Genomic DNA, 24136 nt, shown 5'->3' with positions numbered 1-24136 from the left:
CCCAGCGCGTCAACGACGGCCCGACAGCACAGGAACTTCGTGCGTTGCCCGATCCCGCCACCGTGAGCCGAACGGCTTGTCACACACCCTGTCGCGGCTGCGGTTGCGCCACCGACGGCGGCGGGCGTGTGACAGGCCCGGCAGCTCATTGGATCAGATCGGTGTGCGGATGCTCGGGGGAGCTCGGGCAGACGTAGATCTGCATGCTGTCGGTGCTGCCGACTTCGACCTTGGTCGGCTGCGAGGGACTCTGGCCACAGCAACTACCGGTGGTGGCCTCGGCGTGGGCGGCGGCCTGTTCTTCGCAAGGTGCCCAGCTGTGTCCCTCACCGCCGTCCCATTCGTGGGAGGCGATGGTCAGCAGCGGGACCATCTGCACATCACAGACGGTGCAGTATCGGGGGCGGGGGTCGGTGCGGCCCCACGGAGGCCAGCCGCCGGCCTTCCAGCCGGGCGCGTCAGCCAGATGGACGTTGTAGAAGTCCTGCGGACAGTCCGCGTGCTCGGAGCTGTCCATGTCGACGCCGGCCGCCTGCCATCTGCTCCAGTCCTCCACGATCCGCAGCATCTGCGGGCTCAGATCGAGGATGTTGGGGTACTCGGTGATCGCTTCCGGTGCCAGCACGCACGGCTCCGGCAGATAGCCGTTATGGTTCACCTCGTACGGTTCGGGCGGTGCGGCGAGGATGTCGACGACCTCGGCGGCGGACCGCCAGAACAGTACGGTCGACGGTTTGTGATCCGGTTCGTGATCGTAGGGGCACCACAGAACCTGGAGCAGATCGGCCTGTCCGGGCGTCCGCAACAGGGGTATGTCCCGCAGATACAGCTGTGCGACGGGCAGCATGGGGACCGGGCAGTCCGCGGGCGGCGGACCGGCTGCGAGTCGCTCCGCGAGCATCGCGGCGTCCCGCTCCCTGACCGCCGCCTCCTGCGACGTCGTCCCACGGCCATCGTGATCACAGTGCTGGCGGGCCTGCATGCGTCTGGTGAGCCGCACATCGGCCGGCGACTCGCGGAACCCGCTGTCCACGTGCAGGTGCGAGGCTTCGCAGTGCGGCCACGGCTCCTCAGCCGGCCACAGCAACGGCCCCCCGACCGAGCTCTCCCCGGCCGAAGGCGACCCGGGACGGGGGTGCAGCCGAATCGCAGGACGTGCCAACGGCACCAACTCGGGAAAGACCGCGGGCACGTCCACGGGCCGCGGCGGAGTAGTGCGTACGAAAACCATGCGCGTGATCCTGTCACCCACCACTGACAACCCCTGGCAGCCTCAACCAGATTCTGTGACAACGGTGTTCGCTGTGCTGCCGGGGCGCGGCCCCGCCCCGTGGCTCCGTGTCGCCGGACATCCGCTCTTCTTCCGCCCGCTCGGCTGAGCGGGAGCCGGCGGGGCGGAGACGGGTCAGCCGGCCGGTGAGTCGCTGACCTTGCCCACCGGGCTGATCTCCAGCTTCCCGCCGTCCTTGCCGTCGGTGACGGGGAGCGTGCCCGCCGGCCACTTCAGGGTGACGTGCTTGGTCTCGTTCGGGGGCGTCACCACGATGTCGGTCAGCCGCACGCCGGAGCCGCCGCTGTCGTTGACCGGGAACGTGATGTTGAAGGCGGCGGTCTCGCCCCCCTTGAGGATCTGCGGCAGGGCCTGCTCGCCGTTGCGGTGCACGGAGAAGGTGTCGCCCAGGGACGTCTTCAGGTCGACACCCGCGAAGCCGCTGATGCGGCAGTCGCCACCGCCGCTGTTCTTGAAGGAGACGGTGACGACGCCTTCCGTCTTGTCCGTGGTGTTGTCGGCGGCGGCGACCTCGAGGTTGTCGGTGCGGCAGATGCCGACCTTGCCGTCGCTGTTGTCACCGGTGCTGGTGTCGGCGCCCCGGTCGCTCCCGCCGGTGCCGGAGCTCTGGTCCGCCCCGCCAGTGCCGGTGCCGTTGCTCTGGTGCGCCCCGCCGGTGCCACCCGCCTTGTCCGCCGAGGCGGTGGGGCCGGCCTGCGTGCTGTCCGACGCGTTGTCGTCGCCGTTGCAGGCGGTGAGCGAGAGTGCGGCCACGAAGCCGATGGCGACGGCGACGGCCTTGCGGGTGTGCAGCATGATTCCCCCGGGATGCGGTGCGGTCAGTGCGGTCTGGTGATGCCGTGGTGCGTACTTATTCGTACCGCGCGGCCAGTTACGAACCGTCAGTGATCATGTCCGCGTTCAGTCACAGATGAGACCGCGCCCCGGCGGCCGGTGGCACATCACGCAGTCATGGCCGGGGTATGCCGGTCCACTGACGGATCGGTGAGTCCGGGGCGACGTTGGTCTTCCGTTGGCTGCTCGATCCCAGACGGACACCGAGTCCGACGTGCGCACCGCGGCAGTCGTCAGCGCACCGGAAGGCGGCGCGGAGCGGCCGCCGGCGTCGAGCGGATCATGCCTGTCGAGTACTCGGCCGTCACCAGAACGCCGAGCACACCCAGGGCCCGTGACCAGCCTCCACACACCCGCAGGCGAACACGCACCCGCGGCTCCCCTTACTCCCGGGGGAGTAATCCGCGCTCCCCGCCACCCCAGGCAGTACCCGCAGGCTCCCCCTCCCGTCCGACGTAAACCCCTCCCCGTGCCGGAAGGCTGACAGCTGAAACGGTAGTCGTCGTAGCGAGGGAGAGCTGCTCATGACGGTCGGGAAGACAACCACGACGGGTGCGGGACGGAGGCGGGCCGTGCCCTGGGCGCTGCTCGGGCTGTGGGTGGCCGTGCTCGCGCTGGTCGGCCCGTTCGCGGCGAAGCTCGCCGGCGTGCAGCACGACCGGGCCACCGACTACCTGCCCTCCAGCGCCGACTCGACCCAAGTGGCCCGGATACAGGACGCGTTGCCCGGGGGCGAGAGTACCGAGATGGTGATCGTGTACCACCGGCGCGGCGGGCTGAGCACAGACGACCGGCGGGTGGCGGCCGGGCAGGTCGAGGAGATCGCCGCAGCGCATGAGCTGGTCGGCGGGGCACCCAAGGGGATTCCGTCCGAGGACGGTACGACCCTCATGTACCCCGTCGTCAGCAACGAGCCCGGGCGCGACGAGAAGCTGCGGGACGCGCTCGTCGAGGATGTCCGGAGCATCGCCCACAGCCAGGACGGGCTGAGCGTCGAGGTGGGCGGCACCGCGGCACTCGGCACCGACGCCGGGAAGGTCTACGACTCACTTGGCGGCCCACTGCTCTACACCACCGTCCTCGTCGTCGCCCTCCTGCTGATCCTGATCTACCGCAGTCCGGTGCTGTGGCTCGTGCCGCTCGTGGTCGCCGGCATCGCCGACCTCATGTCGATGGGCGTCGCCTACGGGCTCAACCAGGTCTTCGGTACCACCGTCACGGGCCAGAGCTCCGCCGTGATGACGATCCTCGTGTTCGGCGCGGGCACCGACTACGCACTGCTCCTCGTCTCCCGCTACCGGGAGGAACTGCGACGCATCGAGCGCCCGTACGAGGCCATGGTCGCCGCCCTCCGCGGCTGCGGGCCCGCCGTGCTCGCCTCCTCGGGCACCGTCGCCGCCGGCCTGCTGTGTCTGCTCGCCGCCGATCTCAACAGCAGCCGCGGCATGGGCCCGCTCGGCACGGTCGGTGTGCTGTGCGCGCTGACCGCGATGATGACACTGCTTCCCGCCGTCCTCGTACTGCTCGGGCGGCGGGTCTTCTGGCCGCTCGTACCGGCCTACGGCAGCGAACCCAAACAGCGGCGGAGCCTCTTCGCCGCCATGGGCGACTCGGCCGGACGCAGGCCGCTGACCGTGCTCGCGACCGGAGCCGTCCTGCTCGGCGCACTCGCCCTCGGCACGCTCAACCTGCCGGGACCGGTCAAGCAGGAGGACTCCTTCGTCACCAAGCCGGAGGCCGTCACCGCCATGGAGACCCTCGCCCGGGCCTACCCCGGGCGCGGCACCCAGCCCATCGACGTGATCACCCCGGCGGACCGCGTCGGCGGGACCCTCGCGGCGATCCGGGGCACCCGGGGAGTCGAGAGCGCCGAGAAGGGACGTACCGGAGACGGCTGGGCCGAGATCTCCGTCATCGCGAAGGACGCACCCCAGTCGGCGGGAGAGACCGCCACCATCAAGTCCCTGCGCAGCGAGCTGAAGGGCTCGTACGTCGGCGGGGACAGCGCCGAGCAGATCGACCTGGAGGACACCAACAGCCGGGACACGAAGATCGTCGTACCCCTGGTCCTCGTCTCGGTGCTGCTCGTCCTGTTCGTCCTGCTGCGCAGCCTCGTCGCGCCCTTCATCCTGGTGGCCGCCGTGGTCGCGGTCTGGGGCGCGGCCCTCGGGATCGCCGGGCTGGCCTTCGGGCCGGTCCTCGGCCTCAAGGGAACCGATCCGGGGCTCGGGCTGCTGTCCTTCGTGTTCCTCGTCGCACTCGGGGTCGACTACGGCATCTTCCTCATGCACCGGATGCGGGAGGAGTCCCTGGCCGGCGCGGAACCCGCCGCCGCCGCGCTCACCGCCCTGCGCAGCACAGGCGCCGTCATCGCCTCGGCCGGTCTGGTCCTCGCCGCGACCTTCGCCGTACTGATGAACATGGGGCTCGTGCAACTCGTCGAACTCGGCTTCGTGATCGCCGTCGGCGTGCTCCTCGACACCTTCCTCGTGCGGACGTACCTGGTGACCAGTGCCAGCGTCGCCCTGCGCCGGAAGATGTGGTGGCCCGGCACCCTCTCCCGCGAACCGGCGCACGGCGCCGGGCCGTCCGAACCCACCGAGCCGCCACGGCAGCAGGAACAGGTCGGCGCGCCCTGACCTGCCGCGCTCACCACAGCCGACCGGGCGCCTCTCCTGCCTTCTGCCGGAGGGGCGCCCCCATGACGGAAGATGGAGCCGTGCAAGATCGGGGAGCGGCCTCAGCCGCAGAGGACCTGAGAACCACCGTCGTGCGGGGTGACGTGCGGCCCCGCCGGATCGAGCGCGTCATGGCGGTCGTCAACCGGGACCCGCTCACCGCGCCGCACCGCACCCGCAACGACGCGTTCCTCGCCGCCGGTGTCGCCGTGCTGGCCGTCGTCTTCGCGTTGCTCTTCGACGACGGGCTCCAGCCCGGTCCGCCCGGCTGGGCCCTGCTGGCCGGCGCCCACGTGCCGCTCGTGTGGCGGCGCAGCCGTCCGCTGCTCGTGCTGCTCGCGGTGGCGGTCTTCGTCACCCCCTACCACGTCCTCGACTACAACCACGCCGTACCGATCCCCGCGACCCTCCTGGCGCTCTACACGGTCGCGGCGACCGGCACGGTACGCCGCTCGCTGCTCACCGCTGTCGTCGTCCTCGGCCCAACGCTGATCATCAACAGCTTCACCAACCCGGACGGGGCACTGGAGCTCCTGCGGATCTCCGGCTGGGTCATCGCGGTCCTGTTCTTCGGCGTCGACGCCCGTTTCTACCGCCAGTACGTCGCCTCCATCGTCGAGCGGGCCGAGCGGGCCGAACGGACCCGCGAGGAGGAGGCGCGGCGCCGGGTCGTCGAGGAGCGGCTGCGGATCGCCCGCGACCTGCACGACCTGCTCGCGCACAGCATCACCCTGATCGGTGTGCGGACGTCCGTGGCGGCCCACGTCCTCACCACGGATCCGGACCGGCTCGACCGCAAGGCGGTCGCCCAGGTGCTCGACGACATCGCGGAGACCTGCCGGACGGCCCGGGGCGAGTTGCGTGCGACGCTGGAGGTGCTGCGGGCGAACGAGGTCAGCGTGAGCGTCGGAGGGGAACGGGAGTGGGTGGCCGGATCCGGCTCCGGATCGAGTTCCGGTGTCGGGCTCGGCTCTCCGGACGGGCGCGGGCCGCTGCCCGGGCTCGACGGGCTGGGCGCGCTCGCGGAGGCGGCGAGGGTGGCCGGGGCCGAGGTCGAACTGTCCGTCCACGCGGACGGCGTACCGCCCTCGGTGGGCGCCGCCGCCTACCGGATCGTGCAGGAGGCGCTCACCAACGCCGTACGCCACGGGGGCCGCGACGACCTGACCGTCCGGGTGGAACTGCGGGCGGCGGAGGGTACCTTGCGGGTGACCGTCGCCGACGACGGGGCGGGGCAGCGGACGGGCCACGGGGTGAGCAGCGCGGTACGCAACGGGGTGGGACAGGAAGCCCTCGGCGGCACGCCGGGGTTCGGGCTCGTCGGGATGCGTGAGCGGGCTCGTAGCGTGGGCGGCACACTGGACGCCGGACCGGGCCAGACCGTGGGCTTCGAAGTGACCGCCGAACTGCCGCTGCCCCGGGAGGAACCCTCGTGACGGCCCCGATGCCGATCCGCGTACTGCTCGCCGACGACCAGACCCTCGTCCGGGCCTCGTTCGCGATGCTCGTCGCGTCCGCCGGGGACATGGAGGTCGTCGCCGAGGCGGGCACCGGCCGGCAGGCCGTGGACCTCGCCCGTTCCGCGAGGGCCGACCTCGTCGTGATGGACATCCGAATGCCCGACCTGGACGGCATCGAGGCGACCCGGCTCATCGCCGCCGACGAGGACTTGGCGGGCGTCAAGGTGCTCGTCCTGACGACATACGACACCGACGAGCACATCGTCGATGCGCTGCGGGCCGGGGCGTCCGGCTTCCTGGTGAAGGACATCCGGCCGGCCGAACTCCTCGACGCCATCCGGACCGTGGCCGCCGGGGACTCCCTGCTCTCGCCAGGACCCACCTCCCGGCTCATCGCCCGTTTCCTGCGCGCTCCCGGCACGGCGATGTCAGCGGTGGGCGGCCCGGACGGGCTGTCCGAGCGGGAGCGGCAGGTGCTCACCCTGGTCGCGCGCGGGTTCAACAACACCGAGATCGCCGAAGCGCTGGGGCTCAGCCCGCTCACCGCGAAGACCCATGTCAGCCGGATCATGGGCAAGTTGGGGGCACGTGACCGGGCGCAACTGGTGATCGTGGCCTACGAGTCGGGGCTCGTGACACCCGGGGCGGTCAGAGAGGGTGGGATGTGACGTGCTGCCACGTTTGCTCCCGCTGGAGCGTGTGGCACACGCGTATGGGGGCTGAGCAGGCAGTCCTGGCGTGCCGGAGTGTTCCTCGTGAGCGACCGCCAGGGCGCCTGGGAGATCCGGGAGATCGTCAGGGCCCTGCTCTGCGAGTCCCGTACTGGCTGCCAGCGGGACTACCTATTCCACGGCATGCCCCCTCCGGTCGGCGCGGTGAAGTACCACAGGTCATTTCTCGCAGGACTGCCGCAGTGATCATCACTGCCTCAGGACACGGTTCGCGTCCCGTGGAGAGCACCAGGTGATCGCGGTTTCGGGAGCTGACTGGAGTGCTGTGGGCTGAGTACAGGTCCGTGCCCGCTCAGGGCGAGCATGTGAGCAGCGGCATCCTTCGTCGGTGCTCGGCCGACTGTGCGGCGATGCCGCCTGGCAGACCGGGACCCGGGGCGCCGGGATACGCCTGTCCGCAGTCGAACACACCCGGAATCACCCCCCGAAGAGGTGCGTTGGAGGGCGGCGTGCCCCGGGTTTGTTCGGGTGGACGCGCTCGCTGATCTGCGGGCGTCCCGGTCCACGGTGGCACACTCATCTCGACCGAGATATGTCCTCATATCGGCTGCTTCGGTCTTTCTTGTGCCCGCCTGGCGCGACGGGGCGCCTGAGCAATCACTCCAAGGAGGATTCCGTGGCCTGTGTCCCGAGCGACCTGAAGTACTCCGGCAACCACGAGTGGGTACGACCCCTGGGCAACGGCCGGGTCCGCATGGGCATCACGGAGTACGCCCAGAAGAAACTCGGGGACCCCGTCTACGTGCAACTGCCCGCGGCAGGCAGCCGCTGGGACGCCGGTGACAACTTCGGCTACGTGGAATCCGTCAAGTCGATCAACGACCTGTACCTGCCGGTGGCCGGCACGATCGCCGCAGTCAACGAAAGCCTGCAAGAGAGCCACTTCGGAGCCGAACAGATCGAAGTCGACCGCTCACCGCCGGTGCCTGATCTGGTCGAGAGCCGGCGTCCGGGCCGCCTGCACGGAGCCGTGCTGCACGGACTCGACGACGCCGGCCTCATCGACGTCACCCGCGTCGTCCTCGACACCGCCCACGTCAGGGCTAAAAACCAGGGCTAAAAAAGGGGGGCGAAGCGAAACCTCCGCGACCATCTGGCCTTCCTCGGACTCTCCGCCGCCCTCCGCTGCCACAAACGACGCGTCCGCCTCACCACATTAGACACGGTCTTGTGGGCGCATACGCGACCAGGGCACGGCGCGAAATCGACGAGGCCCACTGCGGTGGGGAGATGCCGGACATCTCTGCACCACAGTGGGCCTCGTTCGCCGCGGCAGCGGCCTCGTCATCCGTTCAGGCCGTCATCGATCAACTTGAAGGTGCGCGTAGTGATCTTTTTTGCCGCGTCCTTCGTGCCTTGCGTGATGCCGCCCTGGGTGTTGTCAGTGCCGCTCTGCGTGCCACCCTGGGTCTGGGCGTTGTTGGTACCGCCCTGCGTGCCACCCTGGGTCTGGGTGTTGTCGGTACCGCCCTGCGTGCCGCCCTGGGTGTTGCCATTGCCGGCGCCCTGGACACCGCCCTGGGTGTTCCCCTTGCCGCTCTGCGTGCCGCCCTGGGTGTTGCCGATACCGCCCTGCGTGCCGCCCTGGGTGTTGTTGGTACCGCCCTGGGTGTTGAAGACATTTCCGTAATACCCATTGTTGAAAACAATGGTGACTCCCGCGGGATATCCCGGATAGTCGCGGTTTTCTGCGGAAGCCTGGCTTGCCGTTGCGCCTGTCAGCGCCATGGCAGCGGCAAAGGACAGGGTTGCGTAGATTCCGACCCGCTTCACGGTAGGCCTTTCTTGCGGTAGACAGCAGACAGGACTTCTTGCGGACCAAATTAGCCGCAACCCCTCACCGCTTTACTACAGCGACACAGGCGATGTCACTGTGCACTTGCTGCGGGGGACACTGGGTGGTGTCCCCCGCGGCAAGGTCCGCTGCGACAACCTGAGGGCCGCCGTCGCCCGTGTGCTCTGGCTCAGCCGCGCGGGGTGGAGACCGACCGGTGGATGGCTTTCAAGTCGCACTGCGGGGTCGAGGGCTTCTACCGCCGGCCCGGCATCGACGGCGCCCACGAGAAGGGAGGAGTCGCTGGCGGAGCTGAACGAACTGGTAGGGCAGGGGGACCGGCATGACGGCCGACGCCCGTGGACGGCCTTGCCGGAAGAGGCGAGTCGGAACGCGAACAGGTAGCACTTGGTGCGCTCTCCGGCCAGGTCGACCCACGCCTCGCAGAAGTCGACTGCCGCGTCCGTGCCAGGCTGGTTGCACCGGATCACGAACCCCGCGACGGGTTCCGTCCCGGCGGCTCGGCGATCTCCTGCCGGCGCCGGTGGACGGGGTCCCACACCGTCGAGTAGGCGATCTCCGCCCCGATCTCCTGGGGAGCCTGACCAGGATCCGCTGCACGGTGTGTCGCCGCTTCGGCGGAGCCCTCCAGGCCGTCCAGCAGCCACTGGTCGATCGTCATCTTGAACGGCTCCAGCCTCGGCGAATGCCTCCTCGGTGTCCGCCGTGGCGGCGGCACCGCCGAACACAGGGCCTCGCGCACCAGGCGCCGGTGGACTCCGTACTTTCGCGCGAGGGCGCGGACCGACGGCCCCGCCGGTGGACAGCGGTTCGATGGTGTAGGTGCCGCCGCCCTGCCGCCGGCCGGTGCGCTGACGTTGCGTTCGACGATCCGCCGAGGGGCCTCGGCCTCGACGACATCGATGGTGACGGCCAACGGCGGCCACCACAATCTCGGCGACGCCATCGACGCACTCGACCACGGCCTCGAACTCCGCCGCCCCGGCGCCGGCCGCCTCCTGGTGATCGTCACCGACGGAGTTGCGCTCCGGGGACGAAACCGCGCGTAAGTGTCTCGACGAGGCTCTCTGCACTCGAGTCGACATCAACAGCCCGCGTGCTGCACCGGAGGCCCTGGCTTCATGCGCCCACCCGCTCAAATCCACCCAACCGGGCACCCCGTTCGACCAGAACCGCCCTCGTGATCCACACGGATACGGCTCCTCAAGCCAGCGGGTAGTCGTAGCGCAGGAAGCCCTTGAAGCTCGCCACCTTGTCGTACAGTGCGCGGGCAACGGTGTTGGTCTCCTGGGTGGTCCAGTACAGGCGTGCAGCACCCCGCTCCCGCGACACATCGGCCACGTTCTCGATCAGCATCCGCGCCACACCTCGGCCGCGCACCGCCTCGGCTACGAAGAGGTCCTGGAGATAGCAGCTGTCTTCCATCCAGAACGTCGGGTGGAACAGATAGTGCGCGATGCCGACCAGCTTCCCGTTCGACCAGGCGCCGACACCGTGGAAGCCCGTACCGCGCTGTAGCCGCAGCCAAGTCTCCTCATACCCCTCGTCCGGCACCGCGGTGCGGTAGAACGCCTTGTAACCGCGCGCCAGAACTTCCCAGGCCGCACGATCCTCCTCGCGCAACGAACCAATGTCGATCACGGTTGCCCCTCCTCAAACGCCGGCCGTCAGTCGATCCGGTGATCCGCCGGGCACTTCCTAAAAGTCGGCCTGGTCGGTCATGCAGTTGCCCATCGGGGCGACGCCGGTGCCCATGCGCCTTGAGGGCACCAGCAGGTTGAGCACGTCGTACGGACGCGCTGCGACCGGGTGGTCACCGACACGGAGACCGGCGCGTGCGCCCCACCTGGCGTGCACGCCCAGCGATCCCGCCGCGTCGGCACATCCGAGGTCCACTTCGGCATCACCCACATATGCTGCTTCCTCGGCCGGAACGCCGAGCTGCCGCTGAGCCGACAACAGCCATCCGGTGCCGGCTTGGGGCGCTCAACCTCGTCGCCTGCGACGACCACGTCACAACGCGCGTCGATGCCAGCGGCAGCGAGCATGCTCAGAGCCATTCGCCGCGTGGCCGCCGTGAATACGCCAAGCCGCCGGCCCGCATCGGCGAGTTCGTCGAGCAGGGCCGGTACGCCATGAAAAGGCCGCAGCTCAGCGATGGCCGGATCAGGGGTGCGTGGAAGCACTCGACCTCGGCGGAGCCGCATGCACGGCCGAGAAAGTGTGCCATCACCAGTTCCGTGTGGCCGACATGTCACCCGGCGACCACCTCATCCGGCGAGACCGGCGGGCCGCCGAGCGAGCGAATCGCGTCGGCGTAGGCCCGGGACACCGTAGGGACGCCGTCCAAAAGCGTCCCATCCATGTCGAAGACAACTGCACGCATGGCTCACGATCATGTCCACCACACCCCGTTCGACGCCAGGGCCACTTCCTCAACACTGGCCTCATTCGATCGGCGCTGTATGGCGGCAGGAGGCACGCCGGACTCGGCCGATGCCGTGCTGCCCGCCGTGACCGTGATCCTCGCCGTCCGCCGACCACGCCGACCACCAGAGGCTCAGCGATCGCCTTGGAAAGACAACGGCTCCTGAGTGGTTGTTGTCGTTCCGATCCTGATCGTCGCGGGTTCGAGGCCGACGACCCGGTCGGGTGATCCCTGGCCTTGATGGGTTTGGCGGTGGGGCCACCGGTCGTCGGTGTCGTCGGCCCTCGAAGGTCGAGCGCCGGCGGCGGCCGGTAGGGTCGGGCGCCATGACCGACTGGACCGGGGTACGTGATCGGGTTCTGGCTCTGGCCACCGTGCCGGGCAGCGGCAAGGTGTTCGGGGCGAGGGCGCACGGCTTTGAGCTCGATGCCCCTCTAAACGCCGCCGAGGTGGCCGGCCTCGAGGTGTGGCTGGACGTTGATCTGCCCGAGGACTATCGCTCGTTCCTTCTCCATGTCGGAGCTGGCGGGGCCGGTCCGGCGTACGGCATTCTCCCGGTGCGGCGCGACGGTTCTGCGGGCTGGCGCTGGGTCGGAGAGCTCATTGAGGAGGCCGAGCCGGGCATGTTCGCGGAGCCGTTTCCGGGAGGGGCGGACCCGGAGGCAACGGTCGCGATCCTGGCTGAGCGGCCGTTGCAGGACGACTTCGACGACCTCGCCGATCTCGACGCGGCGTTTGAGGCGTGGGAGGAGCGTCTGGGCGACGTGCAGTACGATCCGCGCCGCACAGCCGGGGCGCTTTGCCTGTGTGATGAGGGCTGCGGGATGGTGGTCTGGCTGGTCGTCACCGGACCGGAACGCGGCCGAATGTGGCGTGACGATCGCAGCAACGGCACGGATCTTCATCCGGTGCGCGATACCGACGGCTCCCCCTCGGACTTCGCCAGTTGGTACCTCGGGTGGCTCGCAGCCGCCGAGACTGCGTGTGACCTGGACCGATAGCAGGAAGTCTGCTGCCGAGCCTGGAGATCCGCCACTTCGCGTCCGTCACCAGCCCTCAAGGCCGGAAAGACAACAGCAACTGAGGAGTGGTCGCAGGCGCAGATCGGGACTCGCCGCGGCGAGGTTGTCCTCGGCGAGGGCGTGCAGGGGCAGACTGTCGGGTGCGGTCATCGTGCTGATCTCCTTCGAGCTTCGACACCTCGAAGATCAGCCGGTGGCCGTTCATCTATTGCGGGCCTCATCCCAGCACCGGAGTAAACCCCCGGATCAGGTCGAGCCCGTACACCACTTCCCTGGACGCAACCTCCTCATCAGCCCAAGAGGCTTCGCAACGCGGCCCGGGGAACCACACCACCGAGCCGCGCGGCAGTCGTCATCAGCCCTAGTCGAACGACTTACTGCCACAGGGCACTTCGCTTCGCTCACCAGGCTCGGAGGGCTCCAGGAGTAGTTTCAATTCGCACTCGAGCCTGATGGGAGCGCCGCGCCATCGTGGACGTGGAACGACATGGACTGAACAAGCAGACGCCGCGTGCCCGCAGAGATCAATCACAGCTCATCCACCACGCATCGCTGTGCCCCATAGCTCTCGATTTCCTCACGCCAAGGCCACCCATATGGCTGACGCACACCTCCCTGATCCTTGAGCCAGTTCCGCCAGCTACCCGCGCCGACTGTTACGGCCCGCCACACCACACTTCCACAGGCCGAGCACGCCGGCAGGCACGTCACCATCTCTGCGCTGCCCCCCCGGCGTGCGCGCCGGGCAAGCACAACCACCTTCCGCACTCCACGTGACCTTCGCTGCCGCAAGGTCGATACTGCCGACAGCAGGGGCCCGTCTTTCAGCCTCGTCAGGAGGTACCGATGAAGATGTTGATCAACGTCCCGGAGACCGTGGTGGCGGATGCGCTGCGGGGTATGGCTGCCGCGTATCCGGATCTGAACGTGGACGTGGAGAACCGGGTCATCGTGCGGCGGGACGCGCCCGTCGCGGGGCAGGTGGGTCTGGTGTCGGGCGGGGGGTCGGGGCACGAGCCGTTGCACGGGGGGTTCGTCGGGCCGGGGATGCTGTCCGCGGCGTGTCCGGGTGAGGTGTTCACCTCGCCGGTGCCGGATCAGATGGCCCGGGCCGCGGCGGCCGTGGACAGCGGGGCCGGGGTGCTGTTCATCGTGAAGAACTACACCGGTGACGTGCTGAACTTCGACATGGCGGCCGAGCTGGCCGAGGACGAGGGCATTCAGGTCGGCAGGGTGCTGGTGAACGACGACGTGGCGGTGACCGACAGCCTGTACACCGCCGGGCGGCGCGGCACCGGGGCGACGCTGTTCGTGGAGAAGATCGCCGGGGCGGCGGCGGCCGAGGGGCAGCCGCTGGAGCGCGTCGAGGCGATCGGGCGGCAGGTGAACGAGAACTCGCGCAGCTTCGGTGTCGCGCTCGGCGCCGTCACCACCCCGGCCAAGGGCTCCCCGACCTTCGATCTTCCGGCCGGCGAGCTGGAGTTGGGCATCGGCATCCACGGTGAGCCGGGCCGCGAGCGGCGGCCGATGATGACCTCCGGGGAGATCGCGGACTTCGCGGTGAACGCCATCCTGGAGGACATGCCGCCGCGCAACCCCGTGCTGCTCCTGGTCAACGGCATGGGCGGCACCCCACTCCTCGAGCTGTTCGGTTTCAACGCCGAGGTCCAGCGGGTGCTCTCGGAACGGGGGATCGCCGTGGCCCGTACCCTCGTCGGCAACTACGTCACCTCCCTCGACATGGCGGGCGCCTCCGTGACCCTGTGCCAGGCCGACGAGGAGCTGCTGCGGCTCTGGGACGCGCCGGTGAAGACTCCGGCGCTGCGCTGGGGGATGTGACCCGCTCCTCCCGCGCGCCCGTGCGCCCGGTGACCCGACCGTCCCCACCGCCCGCGGCCCGGTAATCCCGGCCACCGCCGGAGACACACCGCCCGCCCCTTCAAGGAGGCCCAGTGCTCGACGCCGATTTCTTCCGCCGCTGGATCACGGCGGCCGCCTCGTCCATCGACCAGCAGGCCGACCGGCTCACCGCTCTCGACTCGGCCATCGGTGACGCCGACCACGGCAGCAATATGCAGCGCGGCTTCGCGGCCGTGGTGACCGCCCTGGAGAAGGAGGCACCGGACACGCCGGGCGAGGTGCTGACACTGGCCGGGCGCAAGCTCATATCGACGGTCGGCGGCGCCTCCGGACCGCTCTACGGCACGCTGCTGCGCCGGGCGGGCAAGGCGCTCGGCGACGACCCCGAGGTGAGCGAGGCGCAGTTGGCCGAGGCGCTCAGGGCAGGGGTGGACGGGGTGAAGGCGCTCGGTGGCGCGGCACCCGGTGACAAGACCATGCTCGACGCCCTCGTCCCGGCCGTGGACGCGCTCGGCGACGGTTTCGCGGCCGCGCGCTCGGCCGCCGAGGAGGGCGCGGTGGCCACCACTCCCCTGCTCGCCCGCAAGGGGCGGGCCAGTTATCTGGGCGAGCGCAGCATCGGCCACCAGGACCCGGGCGCCACGTCGTCGGCCCTGCTGATCGCGGCGCTCGCGGAGACGGCGGAGGTGTCCGGTGAGTGACGGAGCGCTGGTCGGGATCGTGCTGGTCTCGCACAGCGCCGATGTCGCGGAGTCGGTGGCGGAGCTGGCGAAAGGACTCGCGGGTGGCGCCGAGTCGGTGCCCGTCGCGGCGGCGGGCGGCACCGAGGGCGGCGGGCTCGGGACGAGCGCCGAGCTGATCGGCGCCGCTGCCGCCGCCGTGGACCAGGGAGCCGGGGTCGCCGTCCTCACCGACCTCGGCAGCGCGGTGCTCACCGTGAAGGCGCTGCTCGCGGAGGGCGACGAACTCCCCGCGAACACCCGCCTGGTGGACGCCCCGTTCCTGGAGGGCGCGGTGGCCGCGGTGGTGACGGCGGGGACGGGCGCCGACCTGGACGCGGTGGCGGCGGCGGCCGGGGAGGCGTACGACTACCGGAAGGTGTGAGTTTCGGGCACCCCGGACCGCTCGGCCCATACGGCGCCCCCGCGCATGAGCCGGAAGCCGTTCCCCCCAGGGCCACCGTCCCCGTAGCGGGGGGGTGGGGTCGACACCCGGCGTGCGGGCGGTGCCCAGGACGCCTCGCCGATGACGTCGAGGGGCAGGTGTCGCCGACGACCGGACGGGACGACGGCGTAGGACGAGAAACCGGCGGGGGCCGGGGTCCGAGCCTGTGGCGGCTCGCCCCGGCCACCCGCGACGGCGCGGCTCAGGCGACGACAGCGTGTCCGCGCGCCACTGAACTCCTGCCGTTTCCGAGGGAGTTCAGCCATAGGGTGCCCACAGCATACGTAACTCCCCCACACGCTCACCACCGCGCCCCCTTGCCGTGACCGACCCCAACCGGCATATTGGTCCGGACCTTTGCCGTGACGCCGTCCCCCGGGAGGCAGCACCGTGCGCTGTGTTCCGCTCCGTTCCCTGGTGGTCTGTACGGCGCTGCTGCTGGTCGGGTCCTGCGGCCGGGCGGACGGTGGTGACGGCGACGGCCGGGCGCCGGGTGCCCCGACGGGCGTCACGGCCATGGCCGGAAGCGCCACCAGCGTCCATGTGATGTGGAACGCCTTCGCGGAGCGGACCGGGGTGCACACCTACGAGGTGTATCGCGGCACCACGAAAATCGTGGAAGTGCCGGGCTCTCAGCACATGGTGGATGTCACCAGGCTCAAGCCGTCCACCATGTATGTCTTCACCGTGCGGGCGCGGGACGCCGACGGCCGGGTGGGGCCGCCGAGCCGCCAGGTCCGGGCGCGGACGCCGGTCGAGGTGGCCGCGGACGGCTCGGCGCCGACCCGGCCGGGGCACATGGCGGGGAAACCGGTCGGCAGCAAGGCGGTCCGGCTGTCCTGGTCGGCCGCGCGGGACGACCGGGGCGTGCGGTCGTACGCCGTCCTTCAGGGCGGCACCGAGATCCACACGGTGGCCGGGGAGCGGACCACGGCCGTGGTCACGGGCCTGCGGCCGGGCACCCGGTACACGTTCACCGTCCGGGCCCGGGACGCCGCGGGCAACCTGTCACCGGCGAGCACTCCGGTCCGGCTGACCACCCCGGGCGCCGACGACGGACGGGGCACCGCGCCGACCGCATTCACCGCCGCGTCGCACCGGTCCGGCGACGCGTACTACATCGACCTGGCCTGGAATCCGCCGCGCGTCGACGGAGTGATCACCGAGTACGACGTCCGGCTGGACGGCGAAATGGCCACCTCGCTGGTGTGGGGCGGCGAGCCGCCGCGGGGCCGGGCGCACTACAGCTTCTACGCCGGGCGGGAGGCGGGGACCGCGCACCGGGTCCGGTTGCGGGCGAGGCTGCCGGACGGCACCTGGGGCGGACTGTCGGCGGAGCGCACGGTGACGACCGGCGCGAAGGGCTGACCGCCGCGCGGGAGCGCGGACGCGGAACTCCCGCACCGGACGACCCAGTCCGTCACCAGTGCGGGCGCGGTCCGGGGGCGCGTCTGCTGCCGTCGAGGCGACACGGACGTTTCGCGATCCCGGCGGCGCACGGGACGTACCGCCCGACCCGCCGCCGGAGGACGGCCATGCGCAATCCGCGCCCCCTGTTCCGCACCGGCCTGTCCCTGGCGGGCGCCGCCGCGCTGCCGGTCCTGTGCGCCGGTCCGTCGGCGGCCGCCTCCGGTGTCTCCGTGAGCGCCAACGGGTCTACAGCGGCGGTCACGCCCACCCGGGGAGTGGCGGGCGGACTCGGTGGTGCCGTGGGCGACTACGGCTCCGGTCACCCTCGGCATCGGCTCGGGCCCCGTGGGGTCGGCGGTCATCACGGCGGCCTGGTTCCCGCGCCGCCCGAAGCCGCGTCGGCGGCACCGACCGCGGGCGGCCCGGACGCGCCCCGGAGACGGGACCGGGACCGGCCAGGACCCGGCGCCCTCAGTCCGCCGAATCCGCCGAAGCCCCGCCGGACAGCGCGGCCACCTCCTCCAGCGCCCCCGTCAGCCACCCCGTCCAGAAGGTCTCCAGGTCGATCCCGGCGCGCAGCACCAGGTGCCGGAGCCGGTCCTCGGGGGTGTCCCGGTCCGGCGGGAAGTCGCGCCGCTCGATCTCCTCGTACTCCGTCAACTGCCGCCTGTGCAGATCCAGATGACGGCGCAGGTCGGCTTCCAGGCCCGCCGTGCCGACAACAGCCGCCGCCCGGAGCCGCAGCAGCAGGGTGTCCCGCAGAGGCTTGGGGTCCTGGGCGGCGGCGGTCCAGCGGGCGAGTTCGGCGCGGCCCGCGGGCAGGACCTCGTAGCTCTTCTTCTGCCCACGGGCCGGCTGCGCGGCGGGCAGCTCGCGGATGAACCCCTCGGCCTCCAGTCTGCCCAGCTCACGGTAGATCTGCTGATGCGTCGCGGACCAGAAGTAGCCGATCGACTTGTCGAAGCGGCGGGTCAGTTCAAGGCCGGACGACGGCTTCTCCAGCAGGGCGGTGAGGATGGCGTGCGGGAGTGACATGGGGCTCATCCTAGGGAGAGGGGCGACGGCTCCTACAGGCTCGCCGCCAGCTCGGTGCCCTGCTTGATGGCGCGCTTGGCGTCGAGTTCGGCCGCGACGTCGGCGCCGCCGATGAGGTGCGCGGCGCGTCCGGCGGCGAGCAGTGTGTCGTAGAGGTCGCGGCGGGGTTCCTGGCCGGTGCACAGCACCACGGTGTCGACCTCCAGGACCGTGCTCTCGCCGTCGACGGTGATGTGGAGCCCGGCGTCGTCGATGCGGTCGTAGCGCACGCCGGGGACCATGGTGACGCCCCGGTGCTTCAGCTCGGTGCGGTGGATCCAGCCGGTGGTCTTGCCGAGTCCGGCGCCGACCTTGCTGGTCTTGCGCTGGAGGAGGTGGACGGTGCGCGGGGGCGCGGGACGGGTGGGGGCGGTGAGGCCGCCGGGTGCGGTGTAGTCGGTGTCGACGCCCCAGTGCCGGAAGTACGTCGCGGGGTCCTCGCTCGCCTTGTGGCCGCCGTCGGTGAGGAACTCGGCCACGTCGAAGCCGATGCCGCCCGCGCCGAGCACGGCCACGCGGTCGCCGACGGGGGCGCCGTCGCGCAGCACGTCGAGGTAGCCGAGGACACGCGGGTGGTCGGCGCCGGGGATGTCGGGGGTGCGCGGGGTGACGCCGGTGGCGACCACGATCTCGTCGTATCCGCCGAGGTCGTCGGCGGTGACGCGGGTGTTCAGGCGTACGTCGACGCCGTGGGCGTCGAGCTGGTGGCGGAAGTAGCGCAGGGTCTCGTCGAACTCCTGCTTGCCGGGAACCTTGCGGGCGACGTTGAGCTGGCCGCCGATCTCGCTCGCGGCGTCGAACAGGGTGACCGCGTGGCCGCGTTCGGCGGCGGTGACGGCGCAGGCGAGGCCGGCCGGGCCCGCGCCCACGACGGCGACGCGCTTGCGCAGCCTGGTCGGGGAGAGCACGAGTTCGGTCTCGTGGCAGGCGCGCGGGTTGACCAGACATGAGGTGATCTTGCCGCTGAACGTGTGGTCCAGGCACGCCTGGTTGCAGCCGATGCAGGTGTTGATGGCCTCCGGGGTGCCCGCGGCGGCCTTGGCGACGAAGTCGGGGTCGGCCAGCATCGGGCGGGCCACGGAGACCATGTCGGCGACGCCGTCCGCGAGCAACTGCTCGGCGAGGTCGGGGGTGTTGATGCGGTTGGTGGTCACCAGCGGGACGGACACCTCGCCCATGAGCTTCTTGGTGACCCAGGTGTAGGCGCCGCGCGGCACGGAGGTGGCGATGGTGGGGATGCGGGCCTCGTGCCAGCCGATGCCGGTGTTGATGATCGTGGCCCCGGCCGCCTCGACGGCCTTGGCGAGGGTGACGACCTCGGGCAGCGAGGAGCCGCCGGGGACCAGGTCCAGCATGGAGAGCCGGTAGACGATGACGAAGTCCTCGCCCACGGCCTCGCGGACGCGGCGGACGATCTCGACGGGGAACCGCATCCGGTTCTCGTACGAGCCGCCCCAGCGGTCGGTGCGACGGTTGGTGCCCGAGGCGATGAACTCGTTGATCAGGTAGCCCTCGGAACCCATGATCTCGACGCCGTCGTATCCGGCGTGCCGGGCGAGGCGGGCGGCGCGAACGTAGTCGTCGATGGTCCGCTCCACGTCCGCGTCGCTGAGTTCGCGCGGCACGAAGGGGCTGATCGGGGCCTGGAGGGCGCTGGGGGCGACCAGGTCGCGGTGGTAGGCGTAGCGGCCGAAGTGCAGGATCTGCATCGCGATCCGGCCGCCCTCGCGGTGGACGGCATCGGTGACGACGCGGTGCCGCTCGGCCTCCGCCTCGGTGGTGAGCTTGGCGCCGCCCTCGTAGGGGCGCCCCTCGTCGTTGGGGGCGATGCCGCCGGTGACGATGAGACCCACTCCCCCGCGCGCTCGGGCCGCGTAGAACGCCGCCATCCGCTCGAACCCGCGCTCTGCCTCCTCCAGGCCCACGTGCATGGAGCCCATGAGCACGCGGTTGGGGAGTGTGGTGAATCCCAGGTCGAGCGGGGACATCAGGTGCGGGTAACGGCTCATCGGGCCCTCCGAGCGAAATGCGGTCGACCTTTGTTGTAGAGCAACCCAGCGGGTTTGTGCAACTAGTTGCACAAAGAGCGGCCCGTTTCTGTAACTACTAGTATGTACACTCAGCTCGCAAGAAGATCGCGGCAGCCACGGAAGGAACTCCCATGCCCTTCGTCCGTATCGACACGATCGGCGTCGACCCCGTCCGCCTGGACGCGCTCGGCCGCGCCGTGCAGGAGGCGCTGGTGGAGGCGCTCGGCGTGCCGGCCGACGACCGGTTCCAGGTGCTCACCGGCCACGACGGCACGCGCAGCACCCTGCGTTACGACGACTTCCTGGGCATCCACCGGGACGAGGGGGTCGTCTTCGTGGCGATCACGATGCGCTCGGGCCGGACCGTCGACCAGAAGCGCGCCCTCTACCGGAGGATCGCCGAGCTGGCACAGGCGTACGCGGGCACCGAGCCGCGCAACGTACTGATCACCGTGACCGAGAACGAGCCGGTGGACTGGTCGTTCGGGAACGGCGAGGCGCAGTACGCCCCGGCCGGTACGTGAACCGGCCGGGGCGTACGGGGGACCTCGATCCGCGTCAGCGGCTCTCCAGGCGCAGATGGAGTTCGCGTTCCTGGTCGCCGGAGGCGGCTCCGGTCTCGTGGACGGTGAAGATGTCGTCGAGGGTGTGGCGGAACCGGTCCACCGCCCAGTAGCCGCCCTGCACGTCAGCGAGGACGGACGAGTCGAGCCGGGCGGGCTCACAGCCCTCGCGGGCCTCGGTGACGACATAGGTGCCGAGCCACACCATCGGACGGGTCTCGTCGAGTTGCTGCGGGACCTCGTCCCGGTCCCGGTCGGAGGCGAAGCAGGCGCTCAGTACGTCGAAGACCACTCGGGCGTCCTCCTTCGAGCATCCGCTGATCTCCACCGAGACGCTTTCCGGGTGCGACGACTCCGGATTGCTCATGACCGCTCCTTTCCCTGGCCGTGCCGCCCGGACGGGTACCCCGAGAGACACGGCCCACGCGTGGGGAAGGTGCGGCACAAGGGCGCGGTCGCCTCGGGGTGACCGCGCCCGTGCGGTTGCCGCCCGCGTGGGAGCGTGGCGTCAGCCGCGCGTGAACTTGTACGTCTTGCTGTCCGTCAGCACGCAGAACCCGGGCGACACCACGATCACCCGCAGGATGCCGGTGCGACGGTCGTAGTCGATGCCCTCGGCCTCGAAGTTCCCGGAGCAGGAGCTGCGCAGGGGCAACTGGCGCAGAGCCGTGACGTGCCCGGAGACGTTGCCGTTGCCGTTCGGCTGCGCCGAGAGGTCGATCTGCAGCAGCGGCTTGGTCATGCCGAACAGCGAGCCCTCCGGGTCGTCGGAGGAGCAGAGCAGCGTGGTCGGGCCGGAGAAGTCGCAGCCCTGCACGTCGCGCACCGGGTGGTCGAGCTGGACGGTGGAGGCGAGCGGCAGGTCGGCCGAGGGCGAGGTGGAGGCGTTGATGCCGGGGGTGGGGAAGACCAGGAGGCGGTTCATCGTGCCCCACTCCCCCGAGAGCATCCACTGGCCGTCGGGCGAGATGGCGTCCCAGGAGTTGTTGATGGCCTCGCCGGGGGCCAGCGTGTGGACGTACTCCGACCAGGCGCCGCCGGGTGCCTGGACCCGGTACATCTTGGAGTTGCCGGAGTCCCGCTGGTAGGGCTCGATGTAGTAGCCGTCGTAGGAGGCGTCCGGGTCCCCGACGTGGTTCCAGCCCCGGGTGGACAGACCCACCGGGATGGTGCCGATGCCGGTGTAGCGGTTGGGGCTGTTCGCCGGGACCTCGACGGAGGTCAGACCCTGACTCTCGGTCAGCGGGTCGGCGCGGTCGGAGCCGGTCTCGGTCCAGGTGTCCGCCGCCGAGGCGGGGGTGGCTCCGAGGGACATGACGGCGGCGGTGGCCAGGGTGACGAGGCCGGTGACTAACGCTTGACAGCGCAGCCGGGCAGGCGCGGGCATGGGCCTACTCCTTGGAAAAAAGGGGGGTGGGACATTCGGTCGGCGGACAGTCTGGCCCGGCCGCACGGGCATGTACATACCAAGCAGGGAACGTGGTGTGCGCGACGGGGTGTGACATGCGTCGCCACGGGAGACGATCGCGGTCCCGCCTGTCCCGGCCGTGGCGGCGCCGACGTTCGCGCGGCCGCGTGTTGAGGGATGGTGGAGTCAGACGGCCACACGGCGGCGGAGAGTCGATGTGCACGGTGGAGCGACGGGAGCCGGTCCCGGTGACGGCGTGCCGGGCGGACGGGCGAGGGCGGTGCGTGGGATGAGTACGGCCGGGACGACCGGCGCGTTGGACGGCGGCGAGCCGGAACGGGGTCCGGAGCGCCCCGGCGGCCTCCTCGACGTGCTCGGCGTGGCGTCGGTGGTCCTGGACCCCAGCGGGCGGATCGTGCTGTGGAGCCCGCAGGCGGAGGAGCTGTTCGGCTACACGGCGCGCGAGGCGCTGGGCCAGTACGCGGCCCGCCTGATGGTGCACGAACGCCACCTGGAGCTGGTCGTAGAGCTGTTCACCACCGTGATGGAGACCGGGCGGAGCTGGTCCGGCGGCTTCCCGATCCGCCACAAGGACGGCAGCACCCGCCTGGTGGAGTTCCGCAACATGCGGCTGCTCGACGACCGCGGCGACGTGTACGCGCTCGGGCTCGCGGCCGATCAGTCGACCGTCCGGCGGCTCGAACAGGACGTGGCGCTGTCCGAGCGGATGGTGCACCAGTCGCCGACCGGGCTCGCCGTACTCGACACGGGGCTGCGGTTCGTGTCGGTCAACCCGGCACTGGCACGGCTCAGCGGTCTTCCGGCCGGGGACCACAACGGGCGTACGCCGCGCGAGGTGCTGCCGCTGCTGGACGCCGAGACGCTGGAGGAGACGGCGCGCGGGGTGCTCGGCACGGGCGAGCCGGTGATCGACCGCAGCGTGATCGGCCGTACCCCCGCCGATCCGGACGCGGACCACACCTGGGCCATGTCGCTGTACCGCCTGGAGGACTCCAGCGGCAACGTGCTCGGCGTCGCGCTCTCCCTGGACGACATCACCGAACAGCACCGTGCGTTCGTGCAGGTGGAGGCGGCGCGGCGCAGGCTCGCGGTGATCGCGGACGCGACGTCGCGGATCGGCACGACGCTGGAGCTGGAGCGCACGGCGTGCGAGCTGGCGGAGGTCGCGGTACCGGTACTGGCCGACGTCGCCGCCGTCGATCTGCTGGACGCGGTGCTCGACGGGCGGCGCAGCACGCTGGGCCCCACCCAGACGGCCATGATCCGGGCCCTCGCGGTGCGCCCGGAGGACGGCGGCGACGCGGTACGGGCCGCCGACGCGCCCGGCGGGATCGCCCGGTACGCGCCCGACCGTCTGGTCACCGAGTGCGTCCGCACCGGCGAGGTGGTCCTGGTGCGGACCGTGGCCGAGGAGGATCTGCCGCGCATCGCACGTTCGGTCGAAGCGGCCGAACTGCTGAAGCGGGCGGGGCTGCACTCCTATCTCGCGGTGCCACTGATCGCCCGGGGCGAGGTGCTGGGCGCCCTGGACCTGAAGCGCACGAGCAATCCCGTGCCCTTCGACGAGGACGACGTGCTGCTGGCCCGGGAACTGGCGGCGCGGGCCGCCGTGCAGATCGACAACGCCCGCTGGTACCAGAACGCCCGCAACACCGCGCTCGCCCTCCAGCGGAGCCTGCTGCCGAGCAGCCCGCCGGAGACGACCGGCCTGGAGGTCGCCTCGCGCTACCAGCCGGCGGGCGCGGCCGGGGAGGTCGGCGGCGACTGGTTCGACGTCATCCCGGTGGCGGGCGACAAGAGCGCGCTGGTCGTCGGTGACGTCATGGGCAGCGGCATCAACGCCGCCGCGACCATGGGCCTGCTGCGCACCGCCACGATCACGCTGGCCTCGCTGGACCTGGATCCGGCGGCCCTGCTGGAGCGCCTCGACAAGGCCACCTCGGCGCTGGACGACTCCATCGCCACGTGTGTGTACGCCGTCTACGACCCGGAGCTGCGCCAGTGCCGGATCGCGTCCGCCGGCCATCTCCCACCGGTGCGGATACGGCCCGGGCAGCCGCCGGAACTGCTCAGTCTGCCCACGGGGGTGCCGCTCGGGGTCGGTGACGTGAGCTTCTCCGCCGTCACGGTGCCCTTCGAGCCGGGGGACGAACTGGTCCTCTACACCGACGGCCTGGTGGAGACCCGCTCCCACTCCCTGGACGAGCGGCTCGACCTGCTGCTCTCCGTGCTCGACACCCGGCCCCGGCCCCTGGAGGAGATCTGCGACCTCCTCCTGGACCGGCTGTACGACGCCGAGAACCACGACGACGTGGCGGTGCTGATCGCCCGGGCGGCGGAGGTGCCGTAAGCGGGTTGCGGGACACG

General features: G+C 70.8%; 23 protein-coding genes and 4 pseudogenes. 13 read left to right on the top strand and 14 right to left on the bottom strand.

The annotated features are described in order from the left end of the window. Positions 1-145: 145 nt before the first annotated feature. The 3 genes and pseudogenes from ACWEEU_RS09140 to ACWEEU_RS09130 form a co-directional block, all read right to left on the bottom strand. On the bottom strand, positions 146-1231 hold the full coding sequence (locus ACWEEU_RS09140) for a hypothetical protein (protein WP_451730270.1): 1086 nt from the start codon (positions 1229-1231) through the stop codon (positions 146-148). A 174-nt stretch (positions 1232-1405) separates the two neighbouring features. After that, a complete protein-coding gene (locus tag ACWEEU_RS09135; RefSeq protein WP_451730267.1) occupies positions 1406-2086 on the bottom strand; it encodes a DUF4232 domain-containing protein in 681 nt (226 codons plus the stop codon). 278 nt (positions 2087-2364) lie between these two features. Further along, positions 2365-2457 (bottom strand): annotated as a pseudogene (locus tag ACWEEU_RS09130) (ABC transporter permease); the annotation flags it as partial. Positions 2458-2649: 192 nt separating this feature from the next. Here ACWEEU_RS09130 and ACWEEU_RS09125 point away from each other — a divergent pair. The 5 genes and pseudogenes from ACWEEU_RS09125 to ACWEEU_RS09105 all read left to right on the top strand — a co-directional run. Beyond that, a complete protein-coding gene (locus ACWEEU_RS09125) occupies positions 2650-4764 on the top strand; it encodes an MMPL family transporter (protein ID WP_451730264.1) in 2115 nt (704 codons plus the stop codon). Between the two features lie 170 nt (positions 4765-4934). Further along, the gene (locus ACWEEU_RS09120) at positions 4935-6239 is read left to right on the top strand and encodes a sensor histidine kinase (protein ID WP_451730492.1); all 1305 of its coding nucleotides are present in this window, start codon (positions 4935-4937) and stop codon (positions 6237-6239) included. Between the two features lie 8 nt (positions 6240-6247). After that, entirely contained in the window at positions 6248-6931 is a 684-nt protein-coding gene (locus ACWEEU_RS09115) for a response regulator (RefSeq protein WP_385740238.1), read from the top strand. 595 nt (positions 6932-7526) lie between these two features. Beyond that, positions 7527-7862 (top strand): annotated as a pseudogene (locus tag ACWEEU_RS09110) (glycine cleavage system protein H); the annotation flags it as partial. A 31-nt stretch (positions 7863-7893) separates the two neighbouring features. Next, a pseudogene (locus ACWEEU_RS09105) lies at positions 7894-8051 on the top strand (IS5/IS1182 family transposase); the annotation flags it as partial. 227 nt (positions 8052-8278) lie between these two features. On the opposite strand, the gene ACWEEU_RS09100 reads toward ACWEEU_RS09105, so the two are convergent. Further along, entirely contained in the window at positions 8279-8767 is a 489-nt protein-coding gene (locus tag ACWEEU_RS09100; RefSeq protein WP_451730261.1) for a hypothetical protein, read from the bottom strand. Positions 8768-9255: 488 nt separating this feature from the next. Continuing rightward, positions 9256-9450 carry a hypothetical protein gene (locus ACWEEU_RS09095; protein WP_451730258.1) on the bottom strand — a complete coding sequence of 65 codons (195 nt, stop codon included), beginning with the start codon at positions 9448-9450 and terminating at the stop codon, positions 9256-9258. Between the two features lie 241 nt (positions 9451-9691). Here ACWEEU_RS09095 and ACWEEU_RS09090 point away from each other — a divergent pair, with 241 nt between their 5' ends. Then, positions 9692-9838 carry a hypothetical protein gene (locus ACWEEU_RS09090; protein ID WP_451730504.1) on the top strand — a complete coding sequence of 49 codons (147 nt, stop codon included), beginning with the start codon at positions 9692-9694 and terminating at the stop codon, positions 9836-9838. A 154-nt stretch (positions 9839-9992) separates the two neighbouring features. On the opposite strand, the gene ACWEEU_RS09085 is transcribed toward ACWEEU_RS09090, so the two are convergent. The 4 genes and pseudogenes from ACWEEU_RS09085 to ACWEEU_RS09070 form a co-directional block, all read right to left on the bottom strand. After that, positions 9993-10430, bottom strand: coding sequence for a GNAT family N-acetyltransferase (locus ACWEEU_RS09085; protein WP_385740145.1), 438 nt, complete (start codon positions 10428-10430; stop codon positions 9993-9995). A gap of 57 nt (positions 10431-10487) precedes the next feature. After that, on the bottom strand, positions 10488-10700 hold the full coding sequence (locus ACWEEU_RS09080) for a hypothetical protein (RefSeq protein ID WP_451730501.1): 213 nt from the start codon (positions 10698-10700) through the stop codon (positions 10488-10490). 101 nt (positions 10701-10801) lie between these two features. Then, positions 10802-10996: pseudogene (locus tag ACWEEU_RS09075) on the bottom strand (hypothetical protein); the annotation flags it as partial. Positions 10997-11043: 47 nt separating this feature from the next. Further along, a complete protein-coding gene (locus ACWEEU_RS09070; protein WP_451730489.1) occupies positions 11044-11154 on the bottom strand; it encodes a hypothetical protein in 111 nt (36 codons plus the stop codon). A gap of 389 nt (positions 11155-11543) precedes the next feature. Between ACWEEU_RS09070 and ACWEEU_RS09065 the strand changes: the two genes are divergently transcribed. Continuing rightward, entirely contained in the window at positions 11544-12218 is a 675-nt protein-coding gene (locus ACWEEU_RS09065; protein WP_451730255.1) for an SMI1/KNR4 family protein, read from the top strand. Between the two features lie 45 nt (positions 12219-12263). On the opposite strand, the gene ACWEEU_RS09060 is transcribed toward ACWEEU_RS09065, so the two are convergent. After that, complete coding sequence (locus tag ACWEEU_RS09060; protein ID WP_451730498.1) at positions 12264-12389, bottom strand: hypothetical protein; 126 nt, start codon at positions 12387-12389, stop codon at positions 12264-12266. A gap of 696 nt (positions 12390-13085) precedes the next feature. Here ACWEEU_RS09060 and dhaK point away from each other — a divergent pair. The 4 genes from dhaK (at position 13086) to ACWEEU_RS09040 (ending at position 16631) form a co-directional block, all read left to right on the top strand. After that, positions 13086-14078, top strand: coding sequence for a dihydroxyacetone kinase subunit DhaK (gene dhaK / locus ACWEEU_RS09055; protein ID WP_451730252.1), 993 nt, complete (start codon positions 13086-13088; stop codon positions 14076-14078). 113 nt (positions 14079-14191) lie between these two features. Continuing rightward, positions 14192-14800 (top strand): dihydroxyacetone kinase subunit DhaL, encoded by a 609-nt coding sequence (gene dhaL, locus ACWEEU_RS09050; protein WP_385740178.1) that lies wholly within the window; start codon positions 14192-14194, stop codon positions 14798-14800. Beyond that, positions 14793-15203 carry a PTS-dependent dihydroxyacetone kinase phosphotransferase subunit DhaM gene (locus tag ACWEEU_RS09045; protein ID WP_385740181.1) on the top strand — a complete coding sequence of 137 codons (411 nt, stop codon included), beginning with the start codon at positions 14793-14795 and terminating at the stop codon, positions 15201-15203. The genes dhaL and ACWEEU_RS09045 overlap by 8 nt, the downstream gene beginning before the upstream one ends. Positions 15204-15653: 450 nt before the next feature. Further along, positions 15654-16631 carry a fibronectin type III domain-containing protein gene (locus ACWEEU_RS09040; protein WP_385740184.1) on the top strand — a complete coding sequence of 326 codons (978 nt, stop codon included), beginning with the start codon at positions 15654-15656 and terminating at the stop codon, positions 16629-16631. A gap of 513 nt (positions 16632-17144) precedes the next feature. Here ACWEEU_RS09040 and ACWEEU_RS09035 read toward each other — a convergent pair. Together ACWEEU_RS09035 and ACWEEU_RS09030 are read right to left on the bottom strand one after the other, a co-directional pair. Then, on the bottom strand, positions 17145-17708 hold the full coding sequence (locus ACWEEU_RS09035; protein WP_385740187.1) for a PadR family transcriptional regulator: 564 nt from the start codon (positions 17706-17708) through the stop codon (positions 17145-17147). A 32-nt stretch (positions 17709-17740) separates the two neighbouring features. Then, complete coding sequence (locus ACWEEU_RS09030; RefSeq protein WP_385740190.1) at positions 17741-19756, bottom strand: oxidoreductase; 2016 nt, start codon at positions 19754-19756, stop codon at positions 17741-17743. 152 nt (positions 19757-19908) lie between these two features. On the opposite strand from ACWEEU_RS09030, the gene ACWEEU_RS09025 reads away from it, so the two are divergent. Beyond that, on the top strand, positions 19909-20301 hold the full coding sequence (locus ACWEEU_RS09025; protein WP_385740193.1) for a tautomerase family protein: 393 nt from the start codon (positions 19909-19911) through the stop codon (positions 20299-20301). Positions 20302-20335: 34 nt separating this feature from the next. Here the strand turns inward: ACWEEU_RS09025 and ACWEEU_RS09020 are convergent, their stop codons facing one another. Continuing rightward, positions 20336-20707: a hypothetical protein gene (locus tag ACWEEU_RS09020; RefSeq protein ID WP_385740196.1), complete on the bottom strand. Its 372-nt coding sequence runs from the start codon at positions 20705-20707 to the stop codon at positions 20336-20338. A gap of 141 nt (positions 20708-20848) precedes the next feature. After that, positions 20849-21727, bottom strand: a complete 879-nt coding sequence (locus ACWEEU_RS09015) for a hypothetical protein (protein ID WP_451730245.1) — start codon at positions 21725-21727, stop codon at positions 20849-20851. Between the two features lie 310 nt (positions 21728-22037). On the opposite strand from ACWEEU_RS09015, the gene ACWEEU_RS09010 reads away from it, so the two are divergent. Further along, the gene (locus tag ACWEEU_RS09010) at positions 22038-24119 is read left to right on the top strand and encodes a SpoIIE family protein phosphatase (RefSeq protein ID WP_451730242.1); all 2082 of its coding nucleotides are present in this window, start codon (positions 22038-22040) and stop codon (positions 24117-24119) included. Positions 24120-24136: the final 17 nt, after the last annotated feature.

It is taken from the genome of Streptomyces sp. NPDC005004 (assembly GCF_053600675.1).
The sequence above is the reverse complement of the archived record's forward strand: the minus strand, read 5'-3'. Positions and strand labels throughout refer to the sequence as shown.